Source organism: Bradyrhizobium sp. UFLA06-24 (assembly GCF_054967145.1).
Genome location: NZ_JADFUE010000025.1, coordinates 1 through 23,217, shown reverse-complemented (window position 1 = coordinate 23,217; position 23,217 = coordinate 1). Strand labels below are relative to the sequence as shown.

Below are 23,217 nucleotides of genomic sequence, written 5' to 3'. Positions count from 1 at the left end.
AACCTGCAGCAACTGATCGCGTTCCGGTCGCGCTAGGGCAGGGACGGCGGGTGCGGGCCGTCGAAGGACCGGAACGGCGCGCTCCTGAGCTCTGACGGTATTTGAACGTACGCCCACCAAGGCCATAACGGCGGTCCTGACCACGCCCTCGGTGCTGATCAGTCGATTGACTCCGATAAGTAATGGAATCGCCAAGAGCGCGAACGGCTCAAATTTCCTGTGAATTCAAGACCAGAAAATTTCGGCGGGTATACCGTCGGGATTTGTCCGTCTGACTTGAAGAATTGTGCTTGCAAATCAACGACGATACCCTGGGCGTAATGATTGAGTGGGAGTAGTGCTGTTGGTTGGAATCGCGCGGCTTAGCGTAGTCTAGCAGAGTGCGTGTCGTTCCCTTCAAATCAATCAGCTGAGCGAGATAGTGAGAGCTACTTATCGCAAGTCGAGGCATGAAGTCGATGGCGTGCTTATTAGCTGAGGATTGCAGCGTATCAAATCGTACAGAAGGGCGGGTGCCCAAAGCCAAAGCTTTGGACCGAGCTGTATCAACGTTCCAACAAGTCGCCACCGTGACATCTGCGGATCACGCGCGCCGACGGCGCCAATCGAAGGCCCGTCGGCGGCACGGTCGAGCTCGACGAGACTTCGTTGTGATTGACAGAACGACTAAGGGCGAGTGAGCTGCCGGTAGGCGGGAGCTGAGTCTCCCGTCGCTTCGATACGGCGAACCGCTCATTCAGCCGACATGGGATCGCCGGAGACGCTCCAGCTTTCGCCGTCGAAAACGGCGATCCGCAGAGTCTTGAACGCTCCATAATCGTCGGGTTTGGTGCTGATCGAGATGCCCGGCAGCATCATCGGCAGGCGTTCCCCGTGCAAGGACGTCGCCTGACGGATCAGGTTTTCCCGCGTGAGGTCGTCGCCGCACTTCTTCAGCACGAGTTCGACGGCATGGACGTTCATGTAGGCCACGAGGACCGAATAATCGTCCGGATTGACTGACGCGGCGTACTTTTTGAGGAAGGCCTTGTAAGCCTTGACCTCGTCGTCATTGGCCCAGGCGGGGTCGCCGGGCTGCTTGAGGAACTGCGTGGTCACGAGGCCCTTCGAGGCGTCGAGGCCTGCGGGCTTCAAGATCGTCTCGACGGAGGCCGTCGATCCCCCGATGATGTGCAACGGGCTCCAGTTGAGTTCATGGACCTTGCGGATCGACTGCGCCGCCGCCTTCGAGGACGACTGCTCGACCAGCGTGTCGATGCCGGCGGACTTGAGTTGGACGATCTGCGAATCGATCGTGGGATCGGCGAGCTCGTAGGATGCCTCGATCGCGATCTGCGATGCCTTGTCGCCGAGACCGGCGCGAAGGCCTTTCAGATAATCTTTTCCGTAGTCGTCGTTCTGGTAGAGGACGCCGATCTTGGTCTGCGGCCGGGTCTTTAGCAAATACTTGGCGATGACGCGTCCCTCTGTCTCGAAATCGGGATAGAGCGGCACGGTCCAGCGGAAGTTCTTGGGGTCGTTGAAGCGACGCCCGCCGGCGGTGATGAACAGCTGCGGGACCTGCTTGGAGTTCAAATATTTCTGAATGGCGACGTTCGGCGCTGTGCCGATGGTGCCGACTTCCGCGAGCACGCCGACATCCTCGACGAGCTTGCGCGACTGCTCGACGGCCTTCGGGGCGCTGTAGGCATTGTCGAGCTGCGTGAAGTTGATCTTGCGTCCGTTGATTCCGCCCTGCTCGTTGAGCATCTCGAAATAGCCGACGACGGCGCGTCCCGCGCCGGCGCCGAACGCTGATGCGGGACCGCTCAGCGGGGTCGATTGCCCGAGCTTGATCTCGGTATCGCTGACGCCCGGTCCGTAGGCTTTTTGCGCGTGGAGCGGTGTCGATGCCAGCATGGCTGACGCGGCGATCACGCCGAGGGCGCGCGCGAAATGGCTGTTCAAGGTGAGGTCCTCCCGATTTGTTTGTTTTTCAGATTTTTATCGTAGAAGTTCGCGGACGATGACCATTCTCTGGATCTGGTTGGTGCCCTCGAAGATCTGCGTCAACTTGGCGTCGCGCATCATGCGCTCGACCGGATAGTCCATGGTGTAGCCGTAGCCGCCGAAGATCTGCACGGCGTCGGTCGTCACCTTCATGGCCATGTCGCTACCGATGCACTTGGCCATGCTGGCCAGCAGGTTCAGCCGCTTCCAGTCACCGGCATCGCCCGCGCGCGCGCATTCATAGACGAGGGCGCGCGCCGCCTCGATCTGCATCGCCATGTCGGCAAGCATGAACTGCACGCCCTGGAATTCCGAGATCGATTTCTTGAACTGCTTGCGCTCCTTCGCATAGGCGAGGCAGGCATCGAGCGCGCCCTGGGCGAGGCCGACGGATTGCGCGCCGATCGTCGGGCGGTTGAGGTCGAGCGCGCGCATCGAGGCGCGAAAACCCTTGCCTTCCTCGCCGACGAGGTTTTCCACGGGAACCCGCACGTTATCGAAGAAGATCGGCGTGTTCGGCGCGCCGCGGAAGCCCATCTTGCGTTCGTGCCGGCCGAACGTGATGCCCGGCATATTCTTGGGTTCGACGATGAAAGCGCTGATGCCGTCCGCGCCAGGGCTGTCGCTCGTGCGTGCCATCACGACGATATAGTCCGCCGCCACGCCGTAGCTGCACCATTGCTTGCGGCCGTTGAGGACGTAGCAATCGCCGTCCTTCTTCGCGCGGGTGTTGATCGCGGTGACATCCGAGCCGGCCTGCGGCTCCGAGATCGCGATCGCCGTTACGATGCCGCCCTTGGCGATGATCGGCAAGTACTTCTTGCGCTGCTCCTCGGACCCGAAGTGGAGCAGGGGCATGATGAACATGGTGTTCAGCGCCGCGATCGATGCGCAGGCCGGAGAGAATCGCGAGATCTCCTCGCGGGCGATGCAGGCCAAGGTGAGGTTGCCGTTCGGCCCGCCATACTGCTCGGGGACCCAGAGCTGCATCAGTCCCATCTCGCCAAACAGCTTCACGAGCTCCAGGGGGAAGCGATCTGTCTCGTCGATTTCGGCTGCGATCGGCGCCACGTGCCTGGCAGCCATTTTGCGGATGCTGTCGCGAAAGGCGATCTGCTCTTCGCTGAAGCTCATGAACGTCTCCGTAGGTTTTTTCGTTGGGACGCCCAAAAAGGGGCTTCCATTGAATGGGTGATCCATTTAATAATCCATCCCATGTCGACCAAGTCAAGCCCCCACAAAACCGGCAGCGGGCGCGCTGCGCCATCCCCGCGTCGCGAGCGAGCTTCGGATCATCGCCTGGCGGGGGCGCCGGCCCCCGTGGCGTTTCGCCCGATCCATACGCGGCGCGCCTTCGAGGAAATCTGCGACCGCATTCGCGAGCAGCTCGCGCGCGGAGCGCTCAAGCCGGGCGACAAGTTGCCGCCTGAGCGCGATCTGGCGCGGCAGCTCGGCGTCAGCCGCAACGTCCTTCGGGAAGCGCTTCGCAGTCTGGAGATGGCGGGCGTGCTGCGGCTGCAGAAGGGAGTCAAAGGTGGCGCTTTCGTCCAGGAGGGCGATACTAGCCGCATGAACGTGGTCATGCGCGACATGCTGAGCCTCGGGACGATCTCGATCCGCGAATTGTCGGAAGCGCGCGTTCAGGTGCTCGACCTCGTGGTGCGCCTTGCCTGCGTAAATGCGCGGCAGGCGGATTTCGAGGCGTTGCAGGCCAACGTCGAGCGAACGGAGCTCTTTACCCGCGAGGGCCGGCTGCTGGAGCGGGTCGAATGCGCGCGGGAGTTCTACAAGCTGCTCGGGCTTGCCTGCGGCAACAAGGTGATCGCCATGATCACCGATGCAGTCACCGAGATCCACATGCGGTTCGTTTACGCCAAGGTCGCGTCCAGCGGCGTTGCGATGGCGCGGCTGGGCGAGCGGCGCCGGCAATTCCTGGCGGCGCTGCGGGAGCGAAATGCCGTCGCCGCGGCCCGGTTTATGCGCAGCCACCTGGGTGCGGTTCAAAAGATGCTCGAGCAGGATCCCGGCGCCATGTCGCTTCAGATCGCCCTGGCGGAGATCAATTCCGGCATGAAGTGACGAAATCGCAGGTCCGGCCGAACGCCGGCACTGAATCAAGAAAAACGAACGGAGGAAGATGTGTCCAGATATGCGAAGTACGAGTGCCTGACCGTGGATGTCATCGATAAGGTCGCGACGGTGACCTTGAATCGGCCGCAGGCGCGCAATGCCATCAATCAGAAGCTGATCCGGGAGCTCCGCACGATCTGGGACGATCTTGCCGACGACCACGCCGTCAGTGTCGTCGTGCTGACCGGGGCGGGAGAATTCTTCAGCGTCGGCGGCGACGTCAAGGCGATGTCGGAGCGGCCGGGCGGCGACGTGCTGGAGGAAGGGGAGGTCCACGATCCCATGATCAGCCGCCGCGGTGTGACCCGTCAGCTCGAACTCGACAAGCCCATCATCGCCGCCATCAACGGCGATGCCATCGGTCTTGCCGCGACCCACGCGCTGCTCTGTGACATCACCGTCATGGCAGAGGATGCGCGCATCGGCGACACTCACGTCTCGCGGGTCGGCTTGGTCGCCGGCGACGGCGGCACCGTGATCTGGCCGTTGCTCGTCGGCATCAACAAGGCCAAGGAATTCCTCATTCGCGGTACCCTGTTGAAGGGCAAGGAAGCCGAGCGGATCGGCCTCGTCAATCACGTCGCGCCCCGGGCGGAGGTGCTGGCCAAGGCCCGGGAGATCGCAATGGAGCTCGCGAACGGTCCCACCTGGGCCATCCGCTGGACCAAGCTGTCGATCAACCAGATCGTCAAGGACCGCGTGAACATGCTGCTCGAAGCCTCGATGGCGCTCGAGCAAGTGACATTCGAGACCGCCGACCACAAGGAAGCGACAAGCTCGTTCAAGGAAAAGCGCAAGCCCAGGTTTGGCCAGGGCTAGTCGGCCCATGGGCGCTACCGAGCTTCCGAACGACCAAGTCAGGCAGATGCTCCGGCACTCCCTGCGAGGGTTTCTCGGCGAGCAATGGGATGCCGATTGCCTCAGGCTTGGCACCAAGCCGCAAGACATTGCGGCGATATGGACCAAGCTCGTTGGCCAAGGCGTTGCCGGTCTCGGCTCCGCGCCCGAGGACGGGGGCTTGCGCGAGATCGCGGTCGTGCTCGCCGAACTCGGCCGCGCGGCTTGTCCGGCGCCCATGTGGTCTGCTGCGCTGGCCAATTTCGCGCTTTCGACGGTGAAGTCGGAACTGGCCGCCGATTGTCTGGGGAAGCTGCAAGAGGGTTCGGCTCGGCTCGCCTTCTCGTTCGGAGCGCTCGATCCAGATCCGGGCGCAGGCGGGATTCAGGTTCGGGACGGGCGGGCGGACGGGCTGCTTCGGCTCGTGGAAGCGGCGGACAGCTGCACGCACCTGCTTGTCGTCATCGACCCTGCGCTCCTGGGTCTCGTGGCGCTGGATGCCACCGGCGTCACAATTGTCCGCACGCGGGCCATGGGCGCCTGGGGCGCCTGCGAAGTGCGCCTCAGTTCGGCACCGATCAGCCTCGTCGCGATCGGGGCAGGCCTACTCGACGATCTCTTGCTTCGCGGAAAGCTGGCGCTGATGGCGCGGGCGCACGGCGCCGCGCAGCGTGGTTTCGAGCTTGTCACTGACTACGCCAAGGAGCGGCATCAATTCGGTCAGCCGATCGGCCGGTTCCAGGCTATCCAGCACAAGCTCGCCAATGGCTTCATCGCCCTGGAAGGGGTGCGGCTGATCGTGAATCATGCGGCGAGGCTTCACGATCTCGGGAATCGCGATTGGCGCTACTTCGCCCATGCGGCCGTCGCCTTCGCGAGCGATGCCTTGCGGCGCGTCTCGCTGGAAACGCATCACGCATTCGGGGCGATCGGCTATGCCGACGAGCACGAGGCCCCGCTGCATTTCAAAAGGGTGCATCTCGACACCATCATGCTGGGTGGGGCGGCGCCGGCGAAGAAATGGCTGGCATCCTCGTTGTTGGTGCCGGGCAGTTTGGGCCTGCCCGAATATGATCTGGGCCCGGCCGGCAATGCGCTGCGGCAGCAGGTGAAGGATTGGCTGGAGCAGCACTGGTCGGGAGACAGGAAGGCCGAATTCGATCGCAAGCCCTTCGCCAAACGCGAGTTCGATGCCGATTTCGCGCGGGAGATCGGCGAGACCGGCTGGATCGCCCTCGGCTGGTCCCGGCAATTCGGCGGCCAGGCCCGTTCGCCACTCGAGCAGATCGCATTCATGGAGACGATGGAGCGAGGCGAGGCGCCGCGCATCGGCGCCGCGATCCAGGCCAATGCCCTGATGATGTTCGGAACGCCCGAGCAGCAGCAACGCTATCTGCCTGAAATCCTGCGCGGCGAGGCCATGCACGGGATGGGCTACAGCGAACCGCAGGCGGGCTCGGATCTCGCAGCGCTGCGGACCAGCGCGGTGCGCGATGGCGATCACTGGGTCATCAACGGCCAGAAGATCTGGACCACCACCTGGTGGGGCAAATACATGTTCCTGGCCGCGCGCACCGACAAGGACGCCCGGCCGCCGCACGCCGGCATCAGCATGTTCATCGTACCCATGAACGCCGAGGGGGTCACGGTCCGGCCGGCGACTACGATGTATGACGGCTCCTTCGCCAACATCTTCTACGACAATGTCCGTATTCCCCTGGAGAACCTCGTCGGCGAGATCAACGGGGGCTGGAAGGTCCTGATCGGCGCGCTCGCCTTCGAGCGCGGGCTGGTTGGCGGGGGCATCGTCCTAAAGGTCGCTCATGCCTTCGAGCAGCTGCGCGGGCAGGTCATGCAGAGGGACGCTGCGGGAATGGCGCTCAGCGACGATCCCATCGTGCGCGACAGGATGGCGACGCTGGCCGCCGAGATCGAGATCGGCCGTCAGTTGATGATGCATTGCGCCGAGCTTGCCGCGGACGGCATGACGCCACCGGAATACGGCGCGATCAGCAAGGTCTTCTCCGGGGAGTTGATGGAGCGTTTCGGCGAGGCGGCGCTCGACATCCTCGGCACGAGGGCGGCACTGTCGGAGCAGATGCCGGGGGCGATCGACAATGGCCGTTTCGAGCAGAACCTGCGTCATTCGCTGATGTGGGTGATCAGCATCGGCACCAACGAGATCCAGCGCAGCCTCATCGCACAACGGGCGCTTGGATTGCCCAGATAGGAGTGATCGCATGCAAACGCAGGAGACCACGAATTTGCCGCTCGAGGGCGTCCGTGTGCTCGACTTCTCGATCATGCTGGCCGGTCCCTATTGTGCGAGGCTACTCGCTGATGCCGGCGCCGAGGTCATCAAGATCGAGCCGCCCGAGGGCGACGACATGCGTCTGCGGGCCCCGTTGCGGGAGGGCCAGAGTGCCTATTTCGGCCAGCTCAATGCGGGCAAGCGCAGCCTTGCGCTCGATCTGAAAAATCACGAGGCGATCGAACTGGTGCGCCGGCTGGTCAAGGAGACCGATATCCTGGTCGAGAACTTCCGGCCCGGGGTGATGGATCGGCTCGGCCTCGGCTACGAGGCGTTGCACGTGATCAATCCACGCCTGATCTACTGCTCGATCTCGGGCTACGGGCAAACGGGGCCGGCTGCGGAGCGCGCCGCCTATGCCATGATTGTTCACGCCGAGAGCGGCTTCGACCGCTCGCTGATGCGGTATGCGGGCGATCGCGATCGGCCGGCGGCGGGGGCCGTTTTCGTCGCGGACGTGCTCGGCGGAATCTTCGGCTATTCGGCGATCCAGACCGCCATGGTCCAGCGCGCGCGAACGGGGGCGGGCCAGCGGATCGATGTCGCCTTGATGGACTGCATGCTCAATCTGCTCGTCTACGAATTGCAGGAAGCGCAGTTTCCGCCGCAGGCGCCGCGCGCCGCCTATGGCCCGGTCCGGGCTTCCGACGGCGACATCCTGGTTGCGCCGATCACGCCGCGAAACTTCGCCGCACTGTGCGAGGTGACAGGACAGGGCGACCTCGCGAACGACCCGCGATTCAAGACGGTGCCGGGCCGCGCGGCCAACTGGACCGCGATGATGCAGGTCGTCGAGAAATGGTCCGAGCAGCATACGGTGCGCGAGTGCATGGCTGCCCTCGACAAGGCCGGCGTTCCCAGTGCCGAATATCGCGACCCGGGAGCCGCCTTGACCGACCCGCACCTCCTTCAGCGGGGCGCATTCGCGAGGATCGCCGATAGCGCGGGGGAATTCCTGGGCGTCAATGCGCCCTGGAAGATGTCGGGCGGATCGACTGCCATGCGGCGGGAGATTCCCGCGGTCGGGGCGCACCGGGATGAATTGCTGACCCGGGTCCTCGGCCTGTCAAGCGAGGCCATCGCCGGCCTCGCTGACGCCGGGGTGTTTGGAAGCGCCAGCGCCCAGGCGAAAGGTTAGTTCACATCAGCGCGCCGGAGGGCAACCGTCCATGAAGATCATCGCTGCGATAGCAAATGGGCCGCGCGATCCCTTCGAGATCGTCCCTTGCGAACTCTCGGCGCCGCGCGCCGGCGAAGTCCTGGTGCGGGTGCACGCGTGCGGTATCTGTCACACCGATCTGGCGGTCAAGTACGGACACATCCCGGTGCAGATGCCGAAGGTTCTGGGCCATGAAGGCGCGGGCGTGATCGAACAGGTTGGCCCCGGCGTGACGTCGTTCCGGCCCGGCGACCACGTGCTCATGAGCTTCGGCTCCTGCGGCGAATGCTCGAATTGTTGCGCCGGCGCGCTCGGATATTGCGACCATTTTCGGGCCATCAACCTGTTCGGAAACAGGTCTGGCGGCTCGGCGCTGTCACGCGGCGGGAGCGAGCTCGGCGGTCATTTCTTCGCGCAATCCGCCTTCGCGACCCACGCGATCGCCACCACCAGGAACATCGTCAAGGTCGATGCCGATCTGCCGCTGGATCTTCTTGCGCCGCTCGGATGCGGCATCCAGACCGGCATGGGATCGGTCATGAACGTGCTGCGGCCGCAAGCCGGGACCTCGATCGCGGTGTTCGGCGTCGGCGCGGTCGGCCTGTCCGCCATCATCGCCGCGCGGATCGTCGGCTGCTCGACCGTCATCGCCGTGGATGTCGTGCCGGAACGGCTGCGCGTTGCGCGCGAGCTGGGCGCGACGCATGCGGTGTCCGGCCGCGCGGAGAACCCCGCAGCGGAGATCGCCGAGCTCACGCAGGGCGGTGCGCATGTCTCGCTCGACACGACGGGCGTGCCGGCGGCCGTGGCAAGCTCGGTCAATTGCCTCCGCGCGCGAGGCGTCAGCGCGCAGGTCGCGGCCCCGCCTCGGGGAACGATGTACGCGGCTGAAGCCAGTGTCCTGGTCGGGCGGGGAATCTCCATCCGCGGCGTGGTCGAGGGCGATGCAAATCCCCAGCTGTTCATTCCGCGCTTGATCGGCTTCTTCCGCGAGGGCCGGTTGCCGCTCGACAAATTCGTCAAGACCTACCCGCTCGCGAGGATTAACGAGGCCGTTGAAGACCTGGGCAGCGGCCGCGTGGTCAAGCCCGTTCTGACCATGGCGGGGATTGGGAGCGCCTAACAAGACATAAACAAGCAGGGAGGAGAAACGATGCTCGACATCGCAACGGATAATGCCATCGCCGATCACAGAACCTACGGCAATGTCGGTCTGCAGCACAGGCTGTTCGGCGAGCTGCGGCGCGACGATCCGGTCCATTGGACGCAACCTCAAGGGTACCGTCCGTTCTGGACCATCACCAAATACGCCGACATCATCGAGATCGAGCGCCAGGCCGATCGCTTCATCAACGCGCCGCGAACGAAGCTTCTCAGCATCGAATTCGAAAGCAAGGTGAGGGAGGCGATGAGCGGCAAGCCCATGCTGGTCCGGGCCTTGCCGCAGATGGATAATCCCGATCACGGCAAGTATCAAAAGCTGACCCACGCGTGGTTTCAGCCCCGGCACATCCGGACGTTGTCCGAGCGCATGGCGGCGCTGGCGAAGGAGAGCGTCGATCGTCTCGTGGCGATGGGCAACCAGTGCGATTTCTACAACGATATCGCGATCTACTATCCGTTGCGGGTCCTGATGGCCATCCTCGGCCTGCCGCGCAGCGACGAGGAACGCCTGCTCAAGATCACCCAGGCCTATTTCGGCGGCGGCGATCCGGAGATGCAGAAGGGCTCCGACCTGATCGACGCCACGATCGCCTATGTCGACTATTTCAAGGACGTCGCGCGGGAGAGACGGAAGAACCCGCAGGACGATGTCGCGACGGTGATCGCAACGTCCGAGATCGACGGCCGGCCGATCGAGGATTTCGAGGCCTATTCGTACTACGTTGCGCTCGCGAGCGCGGGACACGACACGACGAGCGCGACGATCGCCGGCGGTCTGCTTGCCTTGATCGAGAACCCCGAGAGCATGGCCCGCCTGCAGCGCGAACCCGAGCTCCTTTCGGACGCCGCGGAGGAGATGGTGCGCTTGGTGTCTCCGGTCAAACACTTCTTCCGCACCGCCACGGCCGACTACGACATTCGCGGCAAGACGATCAGGGCCGGCGACAGCATCCTCCTCAGCTATCCCTCAGGCAATCGGGACGAGGAGGCCTTCGATCGGCCCTTTCAGTTCATTCCCGATCGGTCGCCCAACCGGCATCTCGGCTACGGCTTCGGCATTCACGCCTGCATCGGCCGTCATCTCGCCAAGGCTGAGATCGTGGCCTTCTTCCGGGAATTCCTCGGCAGGATCGAGCGGGTCGAGCTCGCGGGCGCCCCGGCGTGGACCGAAACTTCGTTTCTCGGCGGCGTGAAACGCCTGCCGGTCCGCTATTCGGTGCGATAGGGCAGCATCGCGGCGCGGGGAGCGCCCTCGAAGACAGGGACAGAGTCAGGTCCCGGAGGACGAGGGCGCCGCGGCCTTGGCGATCGCGAGCATGCAGTTGAGGAAGTGGACGCGGTCTTCCTTGCTCAGGGGCGCAAGCAGGGTATTCTGAAGCTCGGCCGCGGCGGGGATGACCCCGAGAAGGGCTTCCTCGCCCTTGGCGGTGATCTGGACCTGGATCGACCGCCGGTCTTCCGCGTTGCTTCGTTTCGCGATCAGCTTGCGCGCCGTCATGCGCTTAAGCATCTCGCTGAGCGTGTTGCGGTCGCTGCTGATTCGCACGGCGAGGGCGGACGGGGTGAGGGGGCCATCCTGATAGAGCGCGATCAACACGCCGAACTGCCTTGGCGTGATGTCGCTCTGGCCGGTCAAGTCCTGGTAGAGCAGGTCATAGCGGGCCTCGAGCAGTCGAAGCAGAAATCCAACGCCCCCTTCGAGGCGCCAGTTGCGCGCGATCTCCACCGCGCTCGCACTCTTTCCCTTGGGCGCTGACATGGCGTCGTTGACCTGAATTCTCCGAGAACGGCTCAGGCGTTAGCAGCTTGCCCGACGGCTCTCAACCCCTTGGCGGAATGCGCGTTTGTGAGCGCTGCGCCCGGAAATGCCGGCGAGACCAGATTTGCTATTGCAAACCATTCGCTCAGATAGTACGTATACGTATCAAGAAGGGCGCTGAACTGCGCTGCCGGGGAGGACTGCTTGGATCTGCGTGAGCTCCTGTCGATTCCCTATCTTCTCGAAGCCGAGGCGGTCGAAACCGAACCCGGCCGATGGCTCGTGCGCCTGATCTATCCCGAGCTGCCCGGCTGCAGCGCGGAAGGCGCGGTGGTCGAGGACGTCCTGCGGGATCTCGAGCGACGCCGGGTCGAGACGATCCTCAGCCTCTTCGAGGCCGGCGCAATGCCGCCCATGCCACGGCAGCCACTGGCTTCGGCCGATCCGCTCTGGACCGCACGCGATCTCGGGCTGTCGGCGCGTGTCACAGCGCTGCTGGGAACTGCCACAGAGCAAGGCGGCGACGGGTTGCCATTGAAGGAGGAAGCACGTGCTCTCACGCGAAGACAATGAACGGCTCGTCAGGGTCGGCAAGGGCACGCCGCTCGGAGACCTGTTCCGCCTCTATTGGATTCCGTTCCTTCCGTCGGCGGATCTGACCAAAGACGGCCAGCCGAAGCGGATCAGGCTTCTCGGAGAGGACCTTGTCGCATTCAGGGATTCGGAGGGACACGTCGGGCTGGTCGACCAGGCCTGTCCGCATCGCGGCGCGCCGATGGTGTTTGCGAGGAACGAGGATTGCGGCCTGCGATGCGTCTACCATGGCTGGAAATTCGACGTCACGGGCGCCACGACGGATATGCCGGCCGAGCCGGTCCGCAGCCGCCTGAAGGAGCGCGTGAGGATCAAGGCGTATCCGTGCCGGGAGCGCAACGGGATGATCTGGACCTATATGGGGCCCGATCAAGCCGATCTTCCGCCGCTGCCGAACGTCGAATGGAATCTGGTGCCGCAGGAACAGGTGCACATCTCGCTGCGCGTGCAGGAGTGCAATTGGCTTCAGGCGGTCGAGGGTGAGATCGATTCCGCCCACGCGCCGCTGCTGCACGGGCGCCTCGATGCACAGGGCACAACGAGCACTTGGATCCAGAAACGCGATCTGCGTCCGACATTCGAATGCATCAAGCAGGACTTCGGCATGAGCATCGCGGCGCGGCGCAACTATGATGCCAATACGCTGTACTGGCGCGTCAATCAGTTCATGCTGCCGTTCTACACGCTGGTCCCGCCATTGATGCCATTCCCGGATCTTAGCGGCCATGCCTGGGTGCCGATCGACGATGAAAACACGCTCTGCATCATGTTCTCGTATCACCCCTCGCAACCCTTGCTTCCGAAAACCCGGCAGGTCTTCTCCGAAGGACACAACGGTCGCGAGAGCGGGCATGCCAGCCGCCATGCGCTGGTCGAGCAGCCGGTGACGGTGCCTTATGCCGGGTACTGGACGAAGTACAATCCGCAGAACGGCTTCCAGTTCGACTATCAGGCGCAGCAGACGACCTGGTTCTCGGGCCTGCCCGGCTTGTGGGTGCAGGATGGCGCCTGCCAGAGCGGCGTATCGCCGATCTTCGACCGGACCAAGGAAAATCTCTGTTCCAGCGACACCGGCATCGCGATGACGCGGCGATTCATCCTGGAGGCGCTCGGGGCCTATCGCGACCACGGAACTAAGCCGAAAGGCGTGACCGATCCCGACGTGTTCATGGTCCGCGCGGTGTCGATGCGGCTGCCGCCGGATGAGTCGTGGGTCGATATCGGCGCGCCCTTCATGCGTGCCAAGCTCGGTGCCGATTTCGGATACGAGATGTGAGCCGTTCGATGCCAGCCCCGCGGAGGCGTGCGCCATGAGCAATGGCTTGTTCGACGTTCGCGTCAAGCGCATCAGTTACGAGGCGGACGGGGTCAATTCCTACGAACTGATCTCGCCGACCGGCCGCGATCTCGATCCCTTCACGGCCGGCGGGCATATCGATCTGCATCTGCCGAACGGCATGGTCCGCAGCTATTCCCTGGTCAACGATCAGCGCGAGCACCATCGCTACGTGATTGCGATCAACAAGGACACGGCCGGGCGGGGTGGCTCATGTTTCCTGCACGACAATCTGAGGGCGGGCGACATCGTCAGGGTGTCGCGGCCCCGCAACAATTTTGCGCTCTGCGAACAGGCGGAGCATTCGGTCCTGATCGCAGGCGGCATCGGGATCACGCCGTTGCTGTCCATGGCCCGTCGCCTCGATGCCCTCGGACGGTCCTGCGAGCTGTTCTATGCGGCGAGGGCGCCGCGTGCGGCGGCATTCCTCGACGAGCTCCAGGTGCTCGCGGCGAAGGGGCGCTTCAAGGTACGCCTGGATTTTGATGACCAGCGTTCCGGGCGCCTGTTCGACCTTGGGGCCGTCATCGACCGGGCGCCGGCCCAGGCTCATCTCTATTGCTGTGGGCCGCAGCCGATGCTCGAAGCCTTCGAAACCGCGGCCGCCAGTCGTCCGGCCGATCACGTACACGTCGAGTACTTCCAGGCGACCGAAGTTCCTGCAACCGCTGGCGGGTTCGAGGTGAGGCTCGCGCGCAGTAACCGGACGATTGCGGTCGAAGCCGGCAAGACCATCCTCGAAGCGCTGCTCGATGCCGGGATCGCGGCCAACCATGCCTGCTCGGAAGGAGTCTGCGGTACCTGCGAAACGCGCGTGCTCGAAGGCATCCCGGATCATCGCGATCAGTTTCTCAGCAAGGACGAGCAGGCATCCAACAAGACGATGATGATCTGCTGCTCCGGCGCGAAGTCAGGCGCGCTGGTGCTGGACCTCTAACAACAGAAAAGTTCGTAACAGGGTAGAAAACATGAAAGTCGCTTTACGCGTTGCCGGAATAGCCTTGCTCCTCGCCGGCCTGGGTTCGCCCGTATGGGCGGCCGCAACGCGCACCATGAAGATCGGCGTCCTCAATGATGCTTCGGGCCCCTATTCCGACAATGCCGGCGAGGGCTCCGTCACCGCGGCGAAGATGGCGGCCGAGGACTTCATGGCGCAGCATCCCGACTTCAAGGTGGAGATCATCTCGGCGGATCACCAGAATAAGGCGGATGTCGGGGCGGCGATCGCCCGTCGCTGGATCGAACAGGAGAAGGTCGACGCCGTCGCCGACGTGCCGAACTCCGCGGTCGGCCTCGCCGTCAACGAGGTAGTTCGCGGCGGCAAGGCGGCCCTGATCGCCTCTAGCGCGGCATCATCCGACCTGACCGGAAAATACTGCTCGCCCAACACGATCCAGTGGACGTTCGACACCTGGGCGGCGTCGCACACGATCGGCAACTACCTGGTCCGTCACGGCGGCAAGAAATGGTACTTCATCGCCACCGACAATGCGCTCGGCAAGTCCATGGTCCGCGACGGAACGTCCGTCATCAATTCGGGCGGCGGTGCCGTGCTCGGATCGGTCAACGTTCCCATCAACAATGCCGACTACGCCTCGTTCATCCTGCAGGCGGATGCCTCCGGTGCCGACGTGATCGCTTTCGCCACGGCCGGCGGCGATACCGTCAGCCTGATCAAGCAGTCCGCAGAGTTTGGCTTGAAACAGAAGGGTCGGACCTTTGCCGCGATGCTGACGACGACCAGCGACGTGGAGGCCAGCGGCCTGACGGTCGGGCAGGGCCTGATCATCACCCAGCCGTTTTATTGGGACCTCAACGAGGCCAGCCGGGCTTGGTCGGCGAAGTTCAGCGCGCGCCAGCATGATCAGTCGCCGACCGCGTTTCACGCCGGCGTCTATTCGTCGGTGCTGGCCTATCTGAATGCCGCATTGGCCGCGGGAACCAACGACGCGCAGGCGGTGATCCGCAAGATGAAGGAGCAGCCGATCGATGACGCGCTGTTCGGCCCGGTCGTGGTGCGGGCGGACGGCCGCGCCATCCACAACATGTACATCTTCGAGGTCAAGGAGCCGAAGGCGTCGAAAGGCAAGTGGGATCTGCTCGACAACGTCGGCGTCCTGAGCGGGCCCGAGGCATTCCGCCCGATCCACCAGGGCGGATGTTCGATGGTCGAGCAGGCCAGGGGCAATTGACGGCGGTTGCGACCTGGTCCGCCAGAGCTGCCGCGCAAAACATGATGGATGCACCATGCTGGACAACATCGAAGCCGACTTCCCCGCCTACGCGCCGCGGCCTTCCGATGCGCCGCGGGCGCTCGCGGGGATCCGGGTCGTGGATTTCTCCCACTTCATTGCGGGCCCCTTCGCCACGATGATCCTGGCCGATATGGGCGCCGAGGTCATCAAGATCGAAGCGCCGGGCCGCGGCGACGATCTCCGGCGCTACCCGCCGGTGCACCCCGAACTCAAGGCCGGGGCGCCGTTCGTCTGGACCAATCGCAACAAGCGAAGCGTGGCCCTGGACCTCAAGTCGCCGGAGGGCGTCGCGGTGGTGCGGGAGTTGATCGCGACGGCGGACGTCGTCGTCGAGAATTTCTCCACCGGCGTCATGGAGCGGTTCGGGCTCGACTATGCGGCATGTCGCGCGATCAAGCCGGATGTCATCTACTGCTCGGTGTCAGCCTATGGACGCGAGGGGACCTTCGCGGACCGGCTCGGCTTCGATCCGATCGCGCAGGTCGAGAGCGGGTTCGTGTCCATGAACGGCTATGCGGACCGCGAGGGCGTGCGGGCGCTGTCGCCGGTGATGGACATCAGTACGGCGATGATGGCCTCCAACGCCATCCTCGGCGCGCTGGTCGCCCGCGAGCGCAGCGGGCTCGGACAGTCGGTGGAGGTGTCCCTGTTCGACAATGCCGTGCTGATGACCGGCTACGCCACGATGCAACATCTCTTCACCGGCGCCGATCCGCGGCGGCACGGCAACACCAGCCCCGATACTTGTCCCTCGGGCGTGTTCCAGGCGCAGGATTGCGCCTTCTACATCAATTGCGGAAACGACAAGATCTTCCAGCGCTTGATGTCTCAGGTGCTCGACCGCGCCGACCTGGCCGCTGCCGAGATATATGCGACCGGCCCCGATCGCATCCAGCGGCGGGATGACCTGTTTGCGATCCTCGGCGAGGCCTTTGCGCACCGGCCGTGGAGCCATTGGCAAGCGCGGATGCGAGTGGCAGGGGTTCCGTGCGGGCAGGTCCGCACGGTCGGGGAGGCGATCCGGTCACCCGAAGCGCGGGAGCGCGGTCTCGTCACCCGTATTCCGCACAACACGCTGGGCTGGATTCCGAATGTCAGCTTGCCGATCCGTTATGCCGCGACGCCCGTCGTGGATCCCGTGGCTGCGCCCGCGGTCGGCCAGCATACCGAGACCGTGCTGCAGGACCTGCTCGGTTACGACGATGCACGTCTGGCGCAGCTCGCCGAGGCCGGCGTCTTCGGCGAGACCGCGGCAGCGCCGGTAAAGGAGGGACGACCGTGAGCGCGAAGGCGCCCGCCGATCGCACGCTCAGAGGCCGCGTCGCCGTCGTCGGGATCGGCGAGACCGACTATTACCGGCACGGCGCGTCGCCCGATCCGGAATTCAAGCTGGCGCTGAAGGCGATCCTGGCGGCGTGCAACGATGCCGGCATCGATCCGCGCGACATCGATGGCTTTGCCTCCTACAGCGAGGAGCGGAGCGAAGCGTCCAGGCTTGCCGCAGCGCTCGGCACGCGCAGGCTTCGTGCCGCGACCATGCAATGGGCGGAGGAGGCGGCGGCTGCTGCGCGGCTGTTGCCAATGCGGCGGCTTCGATCGTCGCGGGCCTTGCGGATTGTGTCGTCGTGTTTCGCTCGCTCGCGCAGGGGCAATACGGCCGGTTCGGGCAGACAACGGGCATCGACACGATTTCTGGCGAGAAAGCGTATCTGATGCCTTACGGTGTGCTGGCGCCGCCGCAGCGCTTCGCCATGCGCGTGCGCCGCTACATGCATGAGCACGGCGTCACGCAGGAGGCGCTGCGGGCGATCGCACTGGCCTCCTATCATCATGCGCAGGCCAACCCGCGGGCCGTCATGCACGGCAAGCCGCTGGACGCGGCCAAGTATGACGCCTCTCGCTGGATCGCCGAGCCGTTTCACCTCTACGATTGCTGCATGGAGAACGACGGCGCTGCCGCGCTCGTGCTGGTGGCTGCCGAGCGCGCGACGGAATTTCGCAACAAGCCGGCCTATGTGCTGGGGGCCGCCGTTGGATCCGGATATCGCGCGGGCGCGATCCCGCACAATTCGCCGCATTACGCGAGCGCCGGCTTCGAAACCGTTGCGGCCAATCTCTATGCGATGGCTGGAATCGGTCCATCCGAAGTCAACGTCGTCCAGTGTTACGAGAACTTCACCGGCGGCGTCGTGATGGCGCTCGCGGAGCACGGCTTCTTCGCGCCAGAGGAGGCCAACGACTATCTCGCCTTCGACAACCTCATTGCGCCATCGGGGCGACTTCCGCTGAACACCAGCGGCGGCAATCTGGCCGAGTGCTACATGCATGGATTCGAACTCGTGCTGGAGGCCGTGCGTCAGGTGCGCGGAACGTCCACGAGCCAAGCGAAGCGCAGCGATGTGGCCATGGTGATCGGCGGACCCATGGTCACGCCGGTTAGCAATCTCCTTCTCGGCTCGGAGGCGACGCTGTGAGCGGCGAGGCGGGCCGAACCTACCTTCCGCAGGAGTTGCCGATCCCAGTCGCCGAGGCCGACGGCCTGTCGGCGCCCTACTGGCAGGGGCTGCGCCAGAACCGCCTCTTGGTGCAGCGCTGCCGCCATTGCGCCACATGGCAGTTTGGCCCGGAATGGATCTGTCATCGTTGCCATGCCCTCGATCCGGACTGGACGGAGATCGCGCCGCTCGGGCGCATCTTTAGCTGGGAGCGGGTCTGGCACCCCTCCCACGCCGCCTTGACGCAGCAGGGGCCCTATCTTGCCGTGCTCGTGGAAATCTCGCACGCCGGCGGCATCAGGATGGTCGGCAACCTGCTCGGCGATCCCGCGCAGGTGGTGTCCATCGGCGCGGATGTGGAAGGCGTTTTCGAGCACCATCCCCATCCGGAGCGGCCGTATTCGCTGCTGCACTGGCTGCTTTCGTCAGTCCGCTGACGCGAGACGAGAGCCTTCAACAGGTCCTAAGGTTGTCTGAGCTCGAAAGCCGCATGCGCTACATGTGGTCGCGAATACCGCCAGGCGTTCGCCAAGAACGTATCAGCGCGTCCTGATCTGTGACGGTTTGAAGCGGCTCTGCACTTGAACGGGCATCTCCTGGCTACGCAGGCAGCCCTGATTAGTCGATTGACTCCGATAGTTGGCGGAATAGCTTGCATCGCAAGCGGCTCGAATTTTCTGTGAATTTAAGACCGAATAATTGCGGCGGGTATACCGTCGGCGTTTGTCCGTCAGACAGGAGAAATTGTGCTTGCAGACCACCGGCGAAGCGTGGTTCGAAATGATAGAGTGGGAGTAGTGCTGCAGGCAGCTAACGCGTAGCTTGGCGTAGGCTTAGGAATGTCTCTCGCCTCCAAGAGACTGCGACGAAGGGACCTTGACGAGCTTAGCCTGTTTGGAGCGACAGTCCATACCGCTCTGAGCAGGGAAGTGCAGAAGCGCAGTTGAGCGTGCGGAAGGGACAGGTGTTCGCTTCGGTGCTCAATACATGCTTGGTACGTCAGCAAATCATGGGCCGGATTGAAGACAACTGGATCGCGCCGCACAGATGAAGCGTCCGGCGCGAACACCTAGTCCCTCAGTGCTTTGGTATCTAAGCGATCGTCTTCAAATACAGGCCCGGATCGAAGTATTTGCTCGCCGGCGTGAAGTCCTTGATGCCCGCATTAGCCATGAAGAAGTCTGTCGACTGCTGCAGCCAGTTGGTGACGGTCCCGTCCGAGTACATCCGCTTCCAGTCCTTGGACGTGAACATCTTTTGCGCTTTGAATGACTCGTTGATGTCGGACAGTGGCGTCTGGCTGTAATGCCCCTTTTGCAGCTTCTCCATCGCCTCGGTGCTGTTCGCGACGATATAGTCGTTGGCATCCGCCCAGCCACGGATCAGTTTGGCCAGAGTCTCCTTGTTAGGCTCGTAATAGTCGTTTGCAGCGGCCCAGCCACCAATGATTGCTGCCTTTGGATAGTAGGCTGACGCATCCGCGAGCATGGTCGCGCCGGGGACCTTGTCGCGGACCGTGACGTTGAAAGGCACCCAGAGCGCTACGGCAGGCACTGCGCCGGAGATGAAGGCGGTCACGGCCGCCGGCATGGTCTGGTTGACGAGCTCGACCTCCTTTGGATCGACCTTGTTGGCCCGGAGCGCGGTGTCGAGGAACACGTGCGCCGTCGTGCCGGTCGCGGTCGCGATGCGCTTGCCTTTCAGGTCCGCGAACGACTTGATGCCCTGATCGCCGCGAACCCAGAGCTGCGCCGTCGCGACCTCGATGTCGTTGATAAGAAATACCTTGCCCTGGCCGCGCGCCGGGAAGTTCGAGAGGACAGCGCCGGTCGCCAGCACGTCGAGGCTGCCGCCGATCAAGGCCTGGAAAATTTCCAGGCCAGTGTTGAACTGCCGCAGCTCGAGCTCGAGGCCCTGCTTTTCGAAGGAGCCGCGATCCATGCCGGTCCAGATCTGGCCGTCGACGGCGACGGTGTGGAGGTAGCCGACGCGAACTTTGGTTTTCGCTTGTGCGATCGCCGGTGCCGAGGCCGTGAAGGTACCGAGCGCAAGGCCCGCCGTCGTGGTCAGAAATTGCCGCCGATCCATGATGTTTCCTCCGTTTTGCTTGTTATTCTGAGAATGAGGCGGGGCGCATCTGCGCCTGCTGGGCACGATATTCGTCCATCACGAGCTGCCTGATATGGCTTCGCAGCTCGGTGAATTCCGGACGCTCCTGGATCGACTCGTCGCGCGGGTAGGCGAAGGGAACGTCGATAACCTCCTTGATCCGCGCCGGCCGCGCCGTCACCACCACGATGCGAGACGCGAGGTAGATCGCCTCCTCTACAGAGTGAGTGATCAGCATGACGGTCTTGCCTTCGGTCTCCAGCACCTTGAGCAGCAGGTTCTGCATGTTCGAGCGGGTCTGGGCGTCGAGCGCCCCGAACGGCTCGTCCATCAGGAGAAACTGGGGCTTCACCGCATAGGCACGCGCGATTGCGAGGCGTTGTCGCATGCCGCCGGACAGATGCTTCGGATACGAATTGGCGAAGTCGGACAGGCCCATCAGGCCGAGATAGTGATCGCAGATCGCGTCGCGCTCGGCGGTTGGGACGTGGTTGGCGTTGAGCGTCAGGCCGAAGGCGATGTTCTGCTTCACCGTCAACCAGGGGAAGACGCCATATTCCTGGAAGATGACACCGCGCTCGGGGCCGGGACCGGCGACGGGACGGCCGTCGAACAGGACCTTGCCGGTCGTCGGCTTCTGGAAGCCGGCGAGCATGCTCATCATCGTGGTCTTGCCGCAGCCGGACGGCCCGATCAGCGCGATGAAGTCGCCGTCGTTGATGTCGTAGCTGACGTTCTCGACGACGTTGAGACGCCCCTTCGGCGTCTCGAAGGACAGCGACACCTTGTCGAACTGCGCGCGCTTGTTCATGCGATGGCCCGATCCTGCCAGACCAACAGCCGCGCGGTGATCTTGCGCAGGATCAAATCCATGATCAGCGCGATCAGGCCGATGCAGATGATGCCGACATAGATGACGTCGAGCAGGAAGTAGGTCGAGGCATTCTGGATCATGGCGCCGAGCCCGCGCTGCGCCGCGATCAGCTCAGATGCGACCAGCGTCGCCCAGGCGACGCCCAGCGCCACGCGCAGGGCCGTGAGAATGTGCGGGACGGTGAGGGGAATGATGACCTTGCGAAAGATCTCGGTCTGGTTGGCGCCGAGCGTCTGCGCCACGCGGATGTAGAGCGGCGTGATCTGGGAGACGCCCTCATACATCACGATCACGCCGGAGAAGAACGAAGCGTAGAACAGGATGACGAGCTTTGCGAGCTCGTCGACGCCGAAATAGACGATCACCAGCGGGATCAGCGCGATCGGCGGCAGCGCACGAAAGAAGTTGATCATGGGGTCGGCGAAGGTGCGGGCGGGACGATACCACCCGAGCAGAAATCCGACCGGCACGGCCACGAGGATGCCGAGCGCGACGCCGAGAAAGACGCGCCTAGTCGAGGCGAAGATGTCGATCAGCAGGCCTTCCTTGGTGAGAAGCTCGAAGAATTTTGCGGCGACCTGGTGCGGCGCGGGGATCAGCGAGACGTTGACGAAGCCGCTCCAGCGCACGGCGTACCAGAGCAGGATTGCACCGAGCCACGGTATCAATCCGAGACCGAGGCGTCTCAGGCCAGCTCCGTTCATTCGACGCGTCCACCCAGATTGCGGTTGATGTTTTCAGAGGTCATATTATAAATAGGATGACCATACAAGTGGCGCCTTTGGTCTTAGGCGTCGCAGGCTTTCCCGCATGACATCGCCGCATTTCACCATCCGAAGCGTCCAGGCCTTTGGCTATCGCTACCCGCTGACCGCGCCCGTCATCACGTCCTTTGGGCGGATGAAGGATCGGCCTGCTGTCTTCGTGCGCGTCGAAGACACCGACGGAAATGTCGGCTGGGGCGAAGTGTGGTGCAATTTCCCGGCACCAGGCGCCGAGCATCGTGTTCGGCTCGTCAACGACGTGCTCGCGCCGGCCCTCGTCGGATTCAGCGCGCCTGAGCCGCCCGCCGCGTTCGAGCGCCTCACGCAGGGAACTTCCGTGCTCGCGCTGCAATCCGGAGAAGCCGGCCCGTTTGCGCAGTCGATTGCTGGCATCGATCTTGCCGTCTGGGATCTTTACGCGCACCGACGGAACGTCGCGCTGTGGAGGCTGCTTGGCGGGGCGAGTCGCACGATCAAGGTTTACGCAAGCGGCATCAATCCGGTCGGGTCCGAACGGACGGCAGAAGCGGCCCTGGGGCGCGGCTATCGCGCGCTGAAGCTGAAGATCGGCTTCGATCCGGCGGGTGATCGCGCCAATCTCGCCGCGCTGCGCCGTGTTGTGGGCGAAGGTCTGCTGGCCGCCGACGTCAATCAGGGCTGGACCATTGCGCAGGCATTGGAACTCGCGCCGCAACTGGAGCACTTCGGTCTCGCCTGGCTCGAGGAGCCGATGCGCGCCGATCGTCCCCGGTGGGAATGGGCGCAATTGCGCGAGGTCATCCGCTTTCCGCTCGCGGCCGGCGAGAACATCGCGAGCCATGCCGGCTTTGCCGAGGTGCTGCGTGAGCCGGTGCTCGGCGTCGTCCAGCCGGACATCGCCAAATGGGGCGGACTGTCGGCTTGCGCTGGCATCGCGGGCGATATCCTTGCGTCGGGAAAGATGTTCTGCCCGCACTATCTCGGCGCCGGCATCGGTCTCCTGGCATCCGCGCATCTTCTCGCCGGCGTCGGCGGCGATGGGCTGCTCGAAGTCGACTGCAATGAAAACCCGCTGCGCGACCGCTTCTGCGGTCCGGTGCTCGACGTCTGCGACGGAACGATCGCGCTCGGCGACGAGGCAGGCCTCGGCATCACGCCCGATCTCGCCTCAATTGAACAATACCGGACGATCTGATGTCAGCTCGGGGTTATGACTACATCATCGTTGGCGCGGGCTCGTCCGGCTGCGTCGTTGCGAACCGGCTGTCGGCCGATCCGTCCTGCCGCGTGCTGTTGCTGGAGGCCGGCGGATCGGATCGGAATTTCTGGCTCAAACTTCCGGTCGGTTATTACCGGACCATCTACAACGAACGCTTCTCGCGCCTGTTCAGGACCGAGCCCTCGGAAGGGAGCGGCGGTCGCGCCATCGTCTGGCCGCGTGGCCGCGTGCTCGGCGGTTCCT

22 protein-coding genes are annotated in these 23,217 nt (G+C 63.8%); 16 read left to right on the top strand and 6 right to left on the bottom strand.

The window, feature by feature from the left end:
* Positions 1–732: 732 nt before the first annotated feature.
* Both IF809_RS20770 and IF809_RS20765 read right to left on the bottom strand, forming a co-directional pair.
* Entirely contained in the window at positions 733–1,899 is a 1,167-nt protein-coding gene (locus tag IF809_RS20770; RefSeq protein WP_462838399.1) for an ABC transporter substrate-binding protein, read from the bottom strand.
* A gap of 84 nt (positions 1,900–1,983) precedes the next feature.
* On the bottom strand, positions 1,984–3,123 hold the full coding sequence (locus IF809_RS20765; RefSeq protein ID WP_462838347.1) for an acyl-CoA dehydrogenase family protein: 1,140 nt from the start codon (positions 3,121–3,123) through the stop codon (positions 1,984–1,986).
* On the opposite strand from IF809_RS20765, the gene IF809_RS20760 reads away from it, so the two are divergent.
* The 6 genes from IF809_RS20760 to IF809_RS20735 are packed head-to-tail and all read left to right on the top strand — an operon-like array spanning position 3,061 to position 10,815.
* The gene (locus IF809_RS20760; protein ID WP_462838346.1) at positions 3,061–4,068 is read left to right on the top strand and encodes a FadR/GntR family transcriptional regulator; all 1,008 of its coding nucleotides are present in this window, start codon (positions 3,061–3,063) and stop codon (positions 4,066–4,068) included. The genes IF809_RS20765 and IF809_RS20760 overlap by 63 nt on opposite strands.
* A gap of 60 nt (positions 4,069–4,128) precedes the next feature.
* Positions 4,129–4,938 carry an enoyl-CoA hydratase/isomerase family protein gene (locus IF809_RS20755; RefSeq protein ID WP_462838345.1) on the top strand — a complete coding sequence of 270 codons (810 nt, stop codon included), beginning with the start codon at positions 4,129–4,131 and terminating at the stop codon, positions 4,936–4,938.
* A 7-nt stretch (positions 4,939–4,945) separates the two neighbouring features.
* On the top strand, positions 4,946–7,186 hold the full coding sequence (locus IF809_RS20750; protein ID WP_462838344.1) for an acyl-CoA dehydrogenase: 2,241 nt from the start codon (positions 4,946–4,948) through the stop codon (positions 7,184–7,186).
* Between the two features lie 10 nt (positions 7,187–7,196).
* Positions 7,197–8,405, top strand: coding sequence for a CaiB/BaiF CoA transferase family protein (locus tag IF809_RS20745; protein ID WP_462838343.1), 1,209 nt, complete (start codon positions 7,197–7,199; stop codon positions 8,403–8,405).
* A gap of 31 nt (positions 8,406–8,436) precedes the next feature.
* Positions 8,437–9,549: an NAD(P)-dependent alcohol dehydrogenase gene (locus IF809_RS20740; protein WP_462838342.1), complete on the top strand. Its 1,113-nt coding sequence runs from the start codon at positions 8,437–8,439 to the stop codon at positions 9,547–9,549.
* 30 nt (positions 9,550–9,579) lie between these two features.
* Complete coding sequence (locus IF809_RS20735) at positions 9,580–10,815, top strand: cytochrome P450 (protein ID WP_462838341.1); 1,236 nt, start codon at positions 9,580–9,582, stop codon at positions 10,813–10,815.
* A gap of 45 nt (positions 10,816–10,860) precedes the next feature.
* On the opposite strand, the gene IF809_RS20730 is transcribed toward IF809_RS20735, so the two are convergent.
* Positions 10,861–11,349 (bottom strand): MarR family winged helix-turn-helix transcriptional regulator, encoded by a 489-nt coding sequence (locus IF809_RS20730; RefSeq protein WP_462838340.1) that lies wholly within the window; start codon positions 11,347–11,349, stop codon positions 10,861–10,863.
* Positions 11,350–11,553: 204 nt separating this feature from the next.
* On the opposite strand from IF809_RS20730, the gene IF809_RS20725 reads away from it, so the two are divergent.
* From IF809_RS20725 to IF809_RS20690, 8 genes are read left to right on the top strand one after another with little or no spacing between them, the layout of a single operon-like run.
* Positions 11,554–11,922: a hypothetical protein gene (locus tag IF809_RS20725; RefSeq protein WP_462838339.1), complete on the top strand. Its 369-nt coding sequence runs from the start codon at positions 11,554–11,556 to the stop codon at positions 11,920–11,922.
* Positions 11,900–13,219: a Rieske 2Fe-2S domain-containing protein gene (locus tag IF809_RS20720; RefSeq protein ID WP_462838338.1), complete on the top strand. Its 1,320-nt coding sequence runs from the start codon at positions 11,900–11,902 to the stop codon at positions 13,217–13,219. The genes IF809_RS20725 and IF809_RS20720 overlap by 23 nt, the downstream gene beginning before the upstream one ends.
* 34 nt (positions 13,220–13,253) lie before the next feature.
* Entirely contained in the window at positions 13,254–14,216 is a 963-nt protein-coding gene (locus tag IF809_RS20715) for a PDR/VanB family oxidoreductase (protein WP_462838337.1), read from the top strand.
* A 31-nt stretch (positions 14,217–14,247) separates the two neighbouring features.
* The gene (locus IF809_RS20710) at positions 14,248–15,471 is read left to right on the top strand and encodes an ABC transporter substrate-binding protein (protein ID WP_462838336.1); all 1,224 of its coding nucleotides are present in this window, start codon (positions 14,248–14,250) and stop codon (positions 15,469–15,471) included.
* Between the two features lie 55 nt (positions 15,472–15,526).
* Positions 15,527–16,816 (top strand): CaiB/BaiF CoA transferase family protein, encoded by a 1,290-nt coding sequence (locus tag IF809_RS20705; protein ID WP_462838335.1) that lies wholly within the window; start codon positions 15,527–15,529, stop codon positions 16,814–16,816.
* On the top strand, positions 16,813–17,247 hold the full coding sequence (locus IF809_RS20700) for a hypothetical protein (RefSeq protein WP_462838334.1): 435 nt from the start codon (positions 16,813–16,815) through the stop codon (positions 17,245–17,247). The genes IF809_RS20705 and IF809_RS20700 overlap by 4 nt, the downstream gene beginning before the upstream one ends.
* Positions 17,160–18,008: a thiolase C-terminal domain-containing protein gene (locus tag IF809_RS20695; RefSeq protein ID WP_462838333.1), complete on the top strand. Its 849-nt coding sequence runs from the start codon at positions 17,160–17,162 to the stop codon at positions 18,006–18,008. The genes IF809_RS20700 and IF809_RS20695 overlap by 88 nt, the downstream gene beginning before the upstream one ends.
* Positions 18,005–18,466, top strand: coding sequence for a Zn-ribbon domain-containing OB-fold protein (locus tag IF809_RS20690; protein WP_462838332.1), 462 nt, complete (start codon positions 18,005–18,007; stop codon positions 18,464–18,466). Before IF809_RS20695 ends, IF809_RS20690 begins: the two co-directional genes overlap by 4 nt.
* Positions 18,467–19,121: 655 nt before the next feature.
* Here IF809_RS20690 and IF809_RS20685 read toward each other — a convergent pair.
* The 3 genes from IF809_RS20685 to IF809_RS20675 are packed head-to-tail and all read right to left on the bottom strand — an operon-like array spanning position 19,122 to position 21,716.
* Positions 19,122–20,117: an ABC transporter substrate-binding protein gene (locus IF809_RS20685; RefSeq protein WP_462838331.1), complete on the bottom strand. Its 996-nt coding sequence runs from the start codon at positions 20,115–20,117 to the stop codon at positions 19,122–19,124.
* A gap of 22 nt (positions 20,118–20,139) precedes the next feature.
* On the bottom strand, positions 20,140–20,949 hold the full coding sequence (locus IF809_RS20680; protein WP_462838330.1) for an ABC transporter ATP-binding protein: 810 nt from the start codon (positions 20,947–20,949) through the stop codon (positions 20,140–20,142).
* On the bottom strand, positions 20,946–21,716 hold the full coding sequence (locus IF809_RS20675; RefSeq protein WP_462838329.1) for an ABC transporter permease: 771 nt from the start codon (positions 21,714–21,716) through the stop codon (positions 20,946–20,948). Before IF809_RS20675 ends, IF809_RS20680 begins: the two co-directional genes overlap by 4 nt.
* 106 nt (positions 21,717–21,822) lie before the next feature.
* Between IF809_RS20675 and IF809_RS20670 the strand changes: the two genes are divergently transcribed.
* Positions 21,823–22,950 (top strand): mandelate racemase/muconate lactonizing enzyme family protein, encoded by a 1,128-nt coding sequence (locus IF809_RS20670; protein ID WP_462838328.1) that lies wholly within the window; start codon positions 21,823–21,825, stop codon positions 22,948–22,950.
* On the top strand, positions 22,950–23,217 hold a 268-nt coding region (locus tag IF809_RS20665; RefSeq protein ID WP_462838327.1), incomplete at its 3' end, for an NAD(P)-binding protein. The genes IF809_RS20670 and IF809_RS20665, both read left to right, overlap by 1 nt.

Bases quoted from the DNA above. Each gene is read 5' to 3' on its own strand.
- IF809_RS20745 (WP_462838343.1), top strand. From the start codon at position 7,197: ATGCAAACGCAGGAGACCACGAATTTGCCGCTCGAGGGCGTCCGTGTG.
- IF809_RS20750 (WP_462838344.1), top strand. From the start codon at position 4,946: ATGGGCGCTACCGAGCTTCCGAACGACCAAGTCAGGCAGATGCTCCGG.
- IF809_RS20705 (WP_462838335.1), top strand. From the start codon at position 15,527: ATGCTGGACAACATCGAAGCCGACTTCCCCGCCTACGCGCCGCGGCCT.
- IF809_RS20730 (WP_462838340.1), bottom strand. From the start codon at position 11,349: ATGTCAGCGCCCAAGGGAAAGAGTGCGAGCGCGGTGGAGATCGCGCGC.
- IF809_RS20710 (WP_462838336.1), top strand. From the start codon at position 14,248: ATGAAAGTCGCTTTACGCGTTGCCGGAATAGCCTTGCTCCTCGCCGGC.
- IF809_RS20715 (WP_462838337.1), top strand. From the start codon at position 13,254: ATGAGCAATGGCTTGTTCGACGTTCGCGTCAAGCGCATCAGTTACGAG.
- IF809_RS20735 (WP_462838341.1), top strand. From the start codon at position 9,580: ATGCTCGACATCGCAACGGATAATGCCATCGCCGATCACAGAACCTAC.
- IF809_RS20670 (WP_462838328.1), top strand. From the start codon at position 21,823: ATGACATCGCCGCATTTCACCATCCGAAGCGTCCAGGCCTTTGGCTAT.
- IF809_RS20765 (WP_462838347.1), bottom strand. From the start codon at position 3,123: ATGAGCTTCAGCGAAGAGCAGATCGCCTTTCGCGACAGCATCCGCAAA.
- IF809_RS20770 (WP_462838399.1), bottom strand. From the start codon at position 1,899: ATGCTGGCATCGACACCGCTCCACGCGCAAAAAGCCTACGGACCGGGC.
- IF809_RS20685 (WP_462838331.1), bottom strand. From the start codon at position 20,117: ATGGATCGGCGGCAATTTCTGACCACGACGGCGGGCCTTGCGCTCGGT.
- IF809_RS20740 (WP_462838342.1), top strand. From the start codon at position 8,437: ATGAAGATCATCGCTGCGATAGCAAATGGGCCGCGCGATCCCTTCGAG.
- IF809_RS20675 (WP_462838329.1), bottom strand. From the start codon at position 21,716: ATGAACGGAGCTGGCCTGAGACGCCTCGGTCTCGGATTGATACCGTGG.
- IF809_RS20680 (WP_462838330.1), bottom strand. From the start codon at position 20,949: ATGAACAAGCGCGCGCAGTTCGACAAGGTGTCGCTGTCCTTCGAGACG.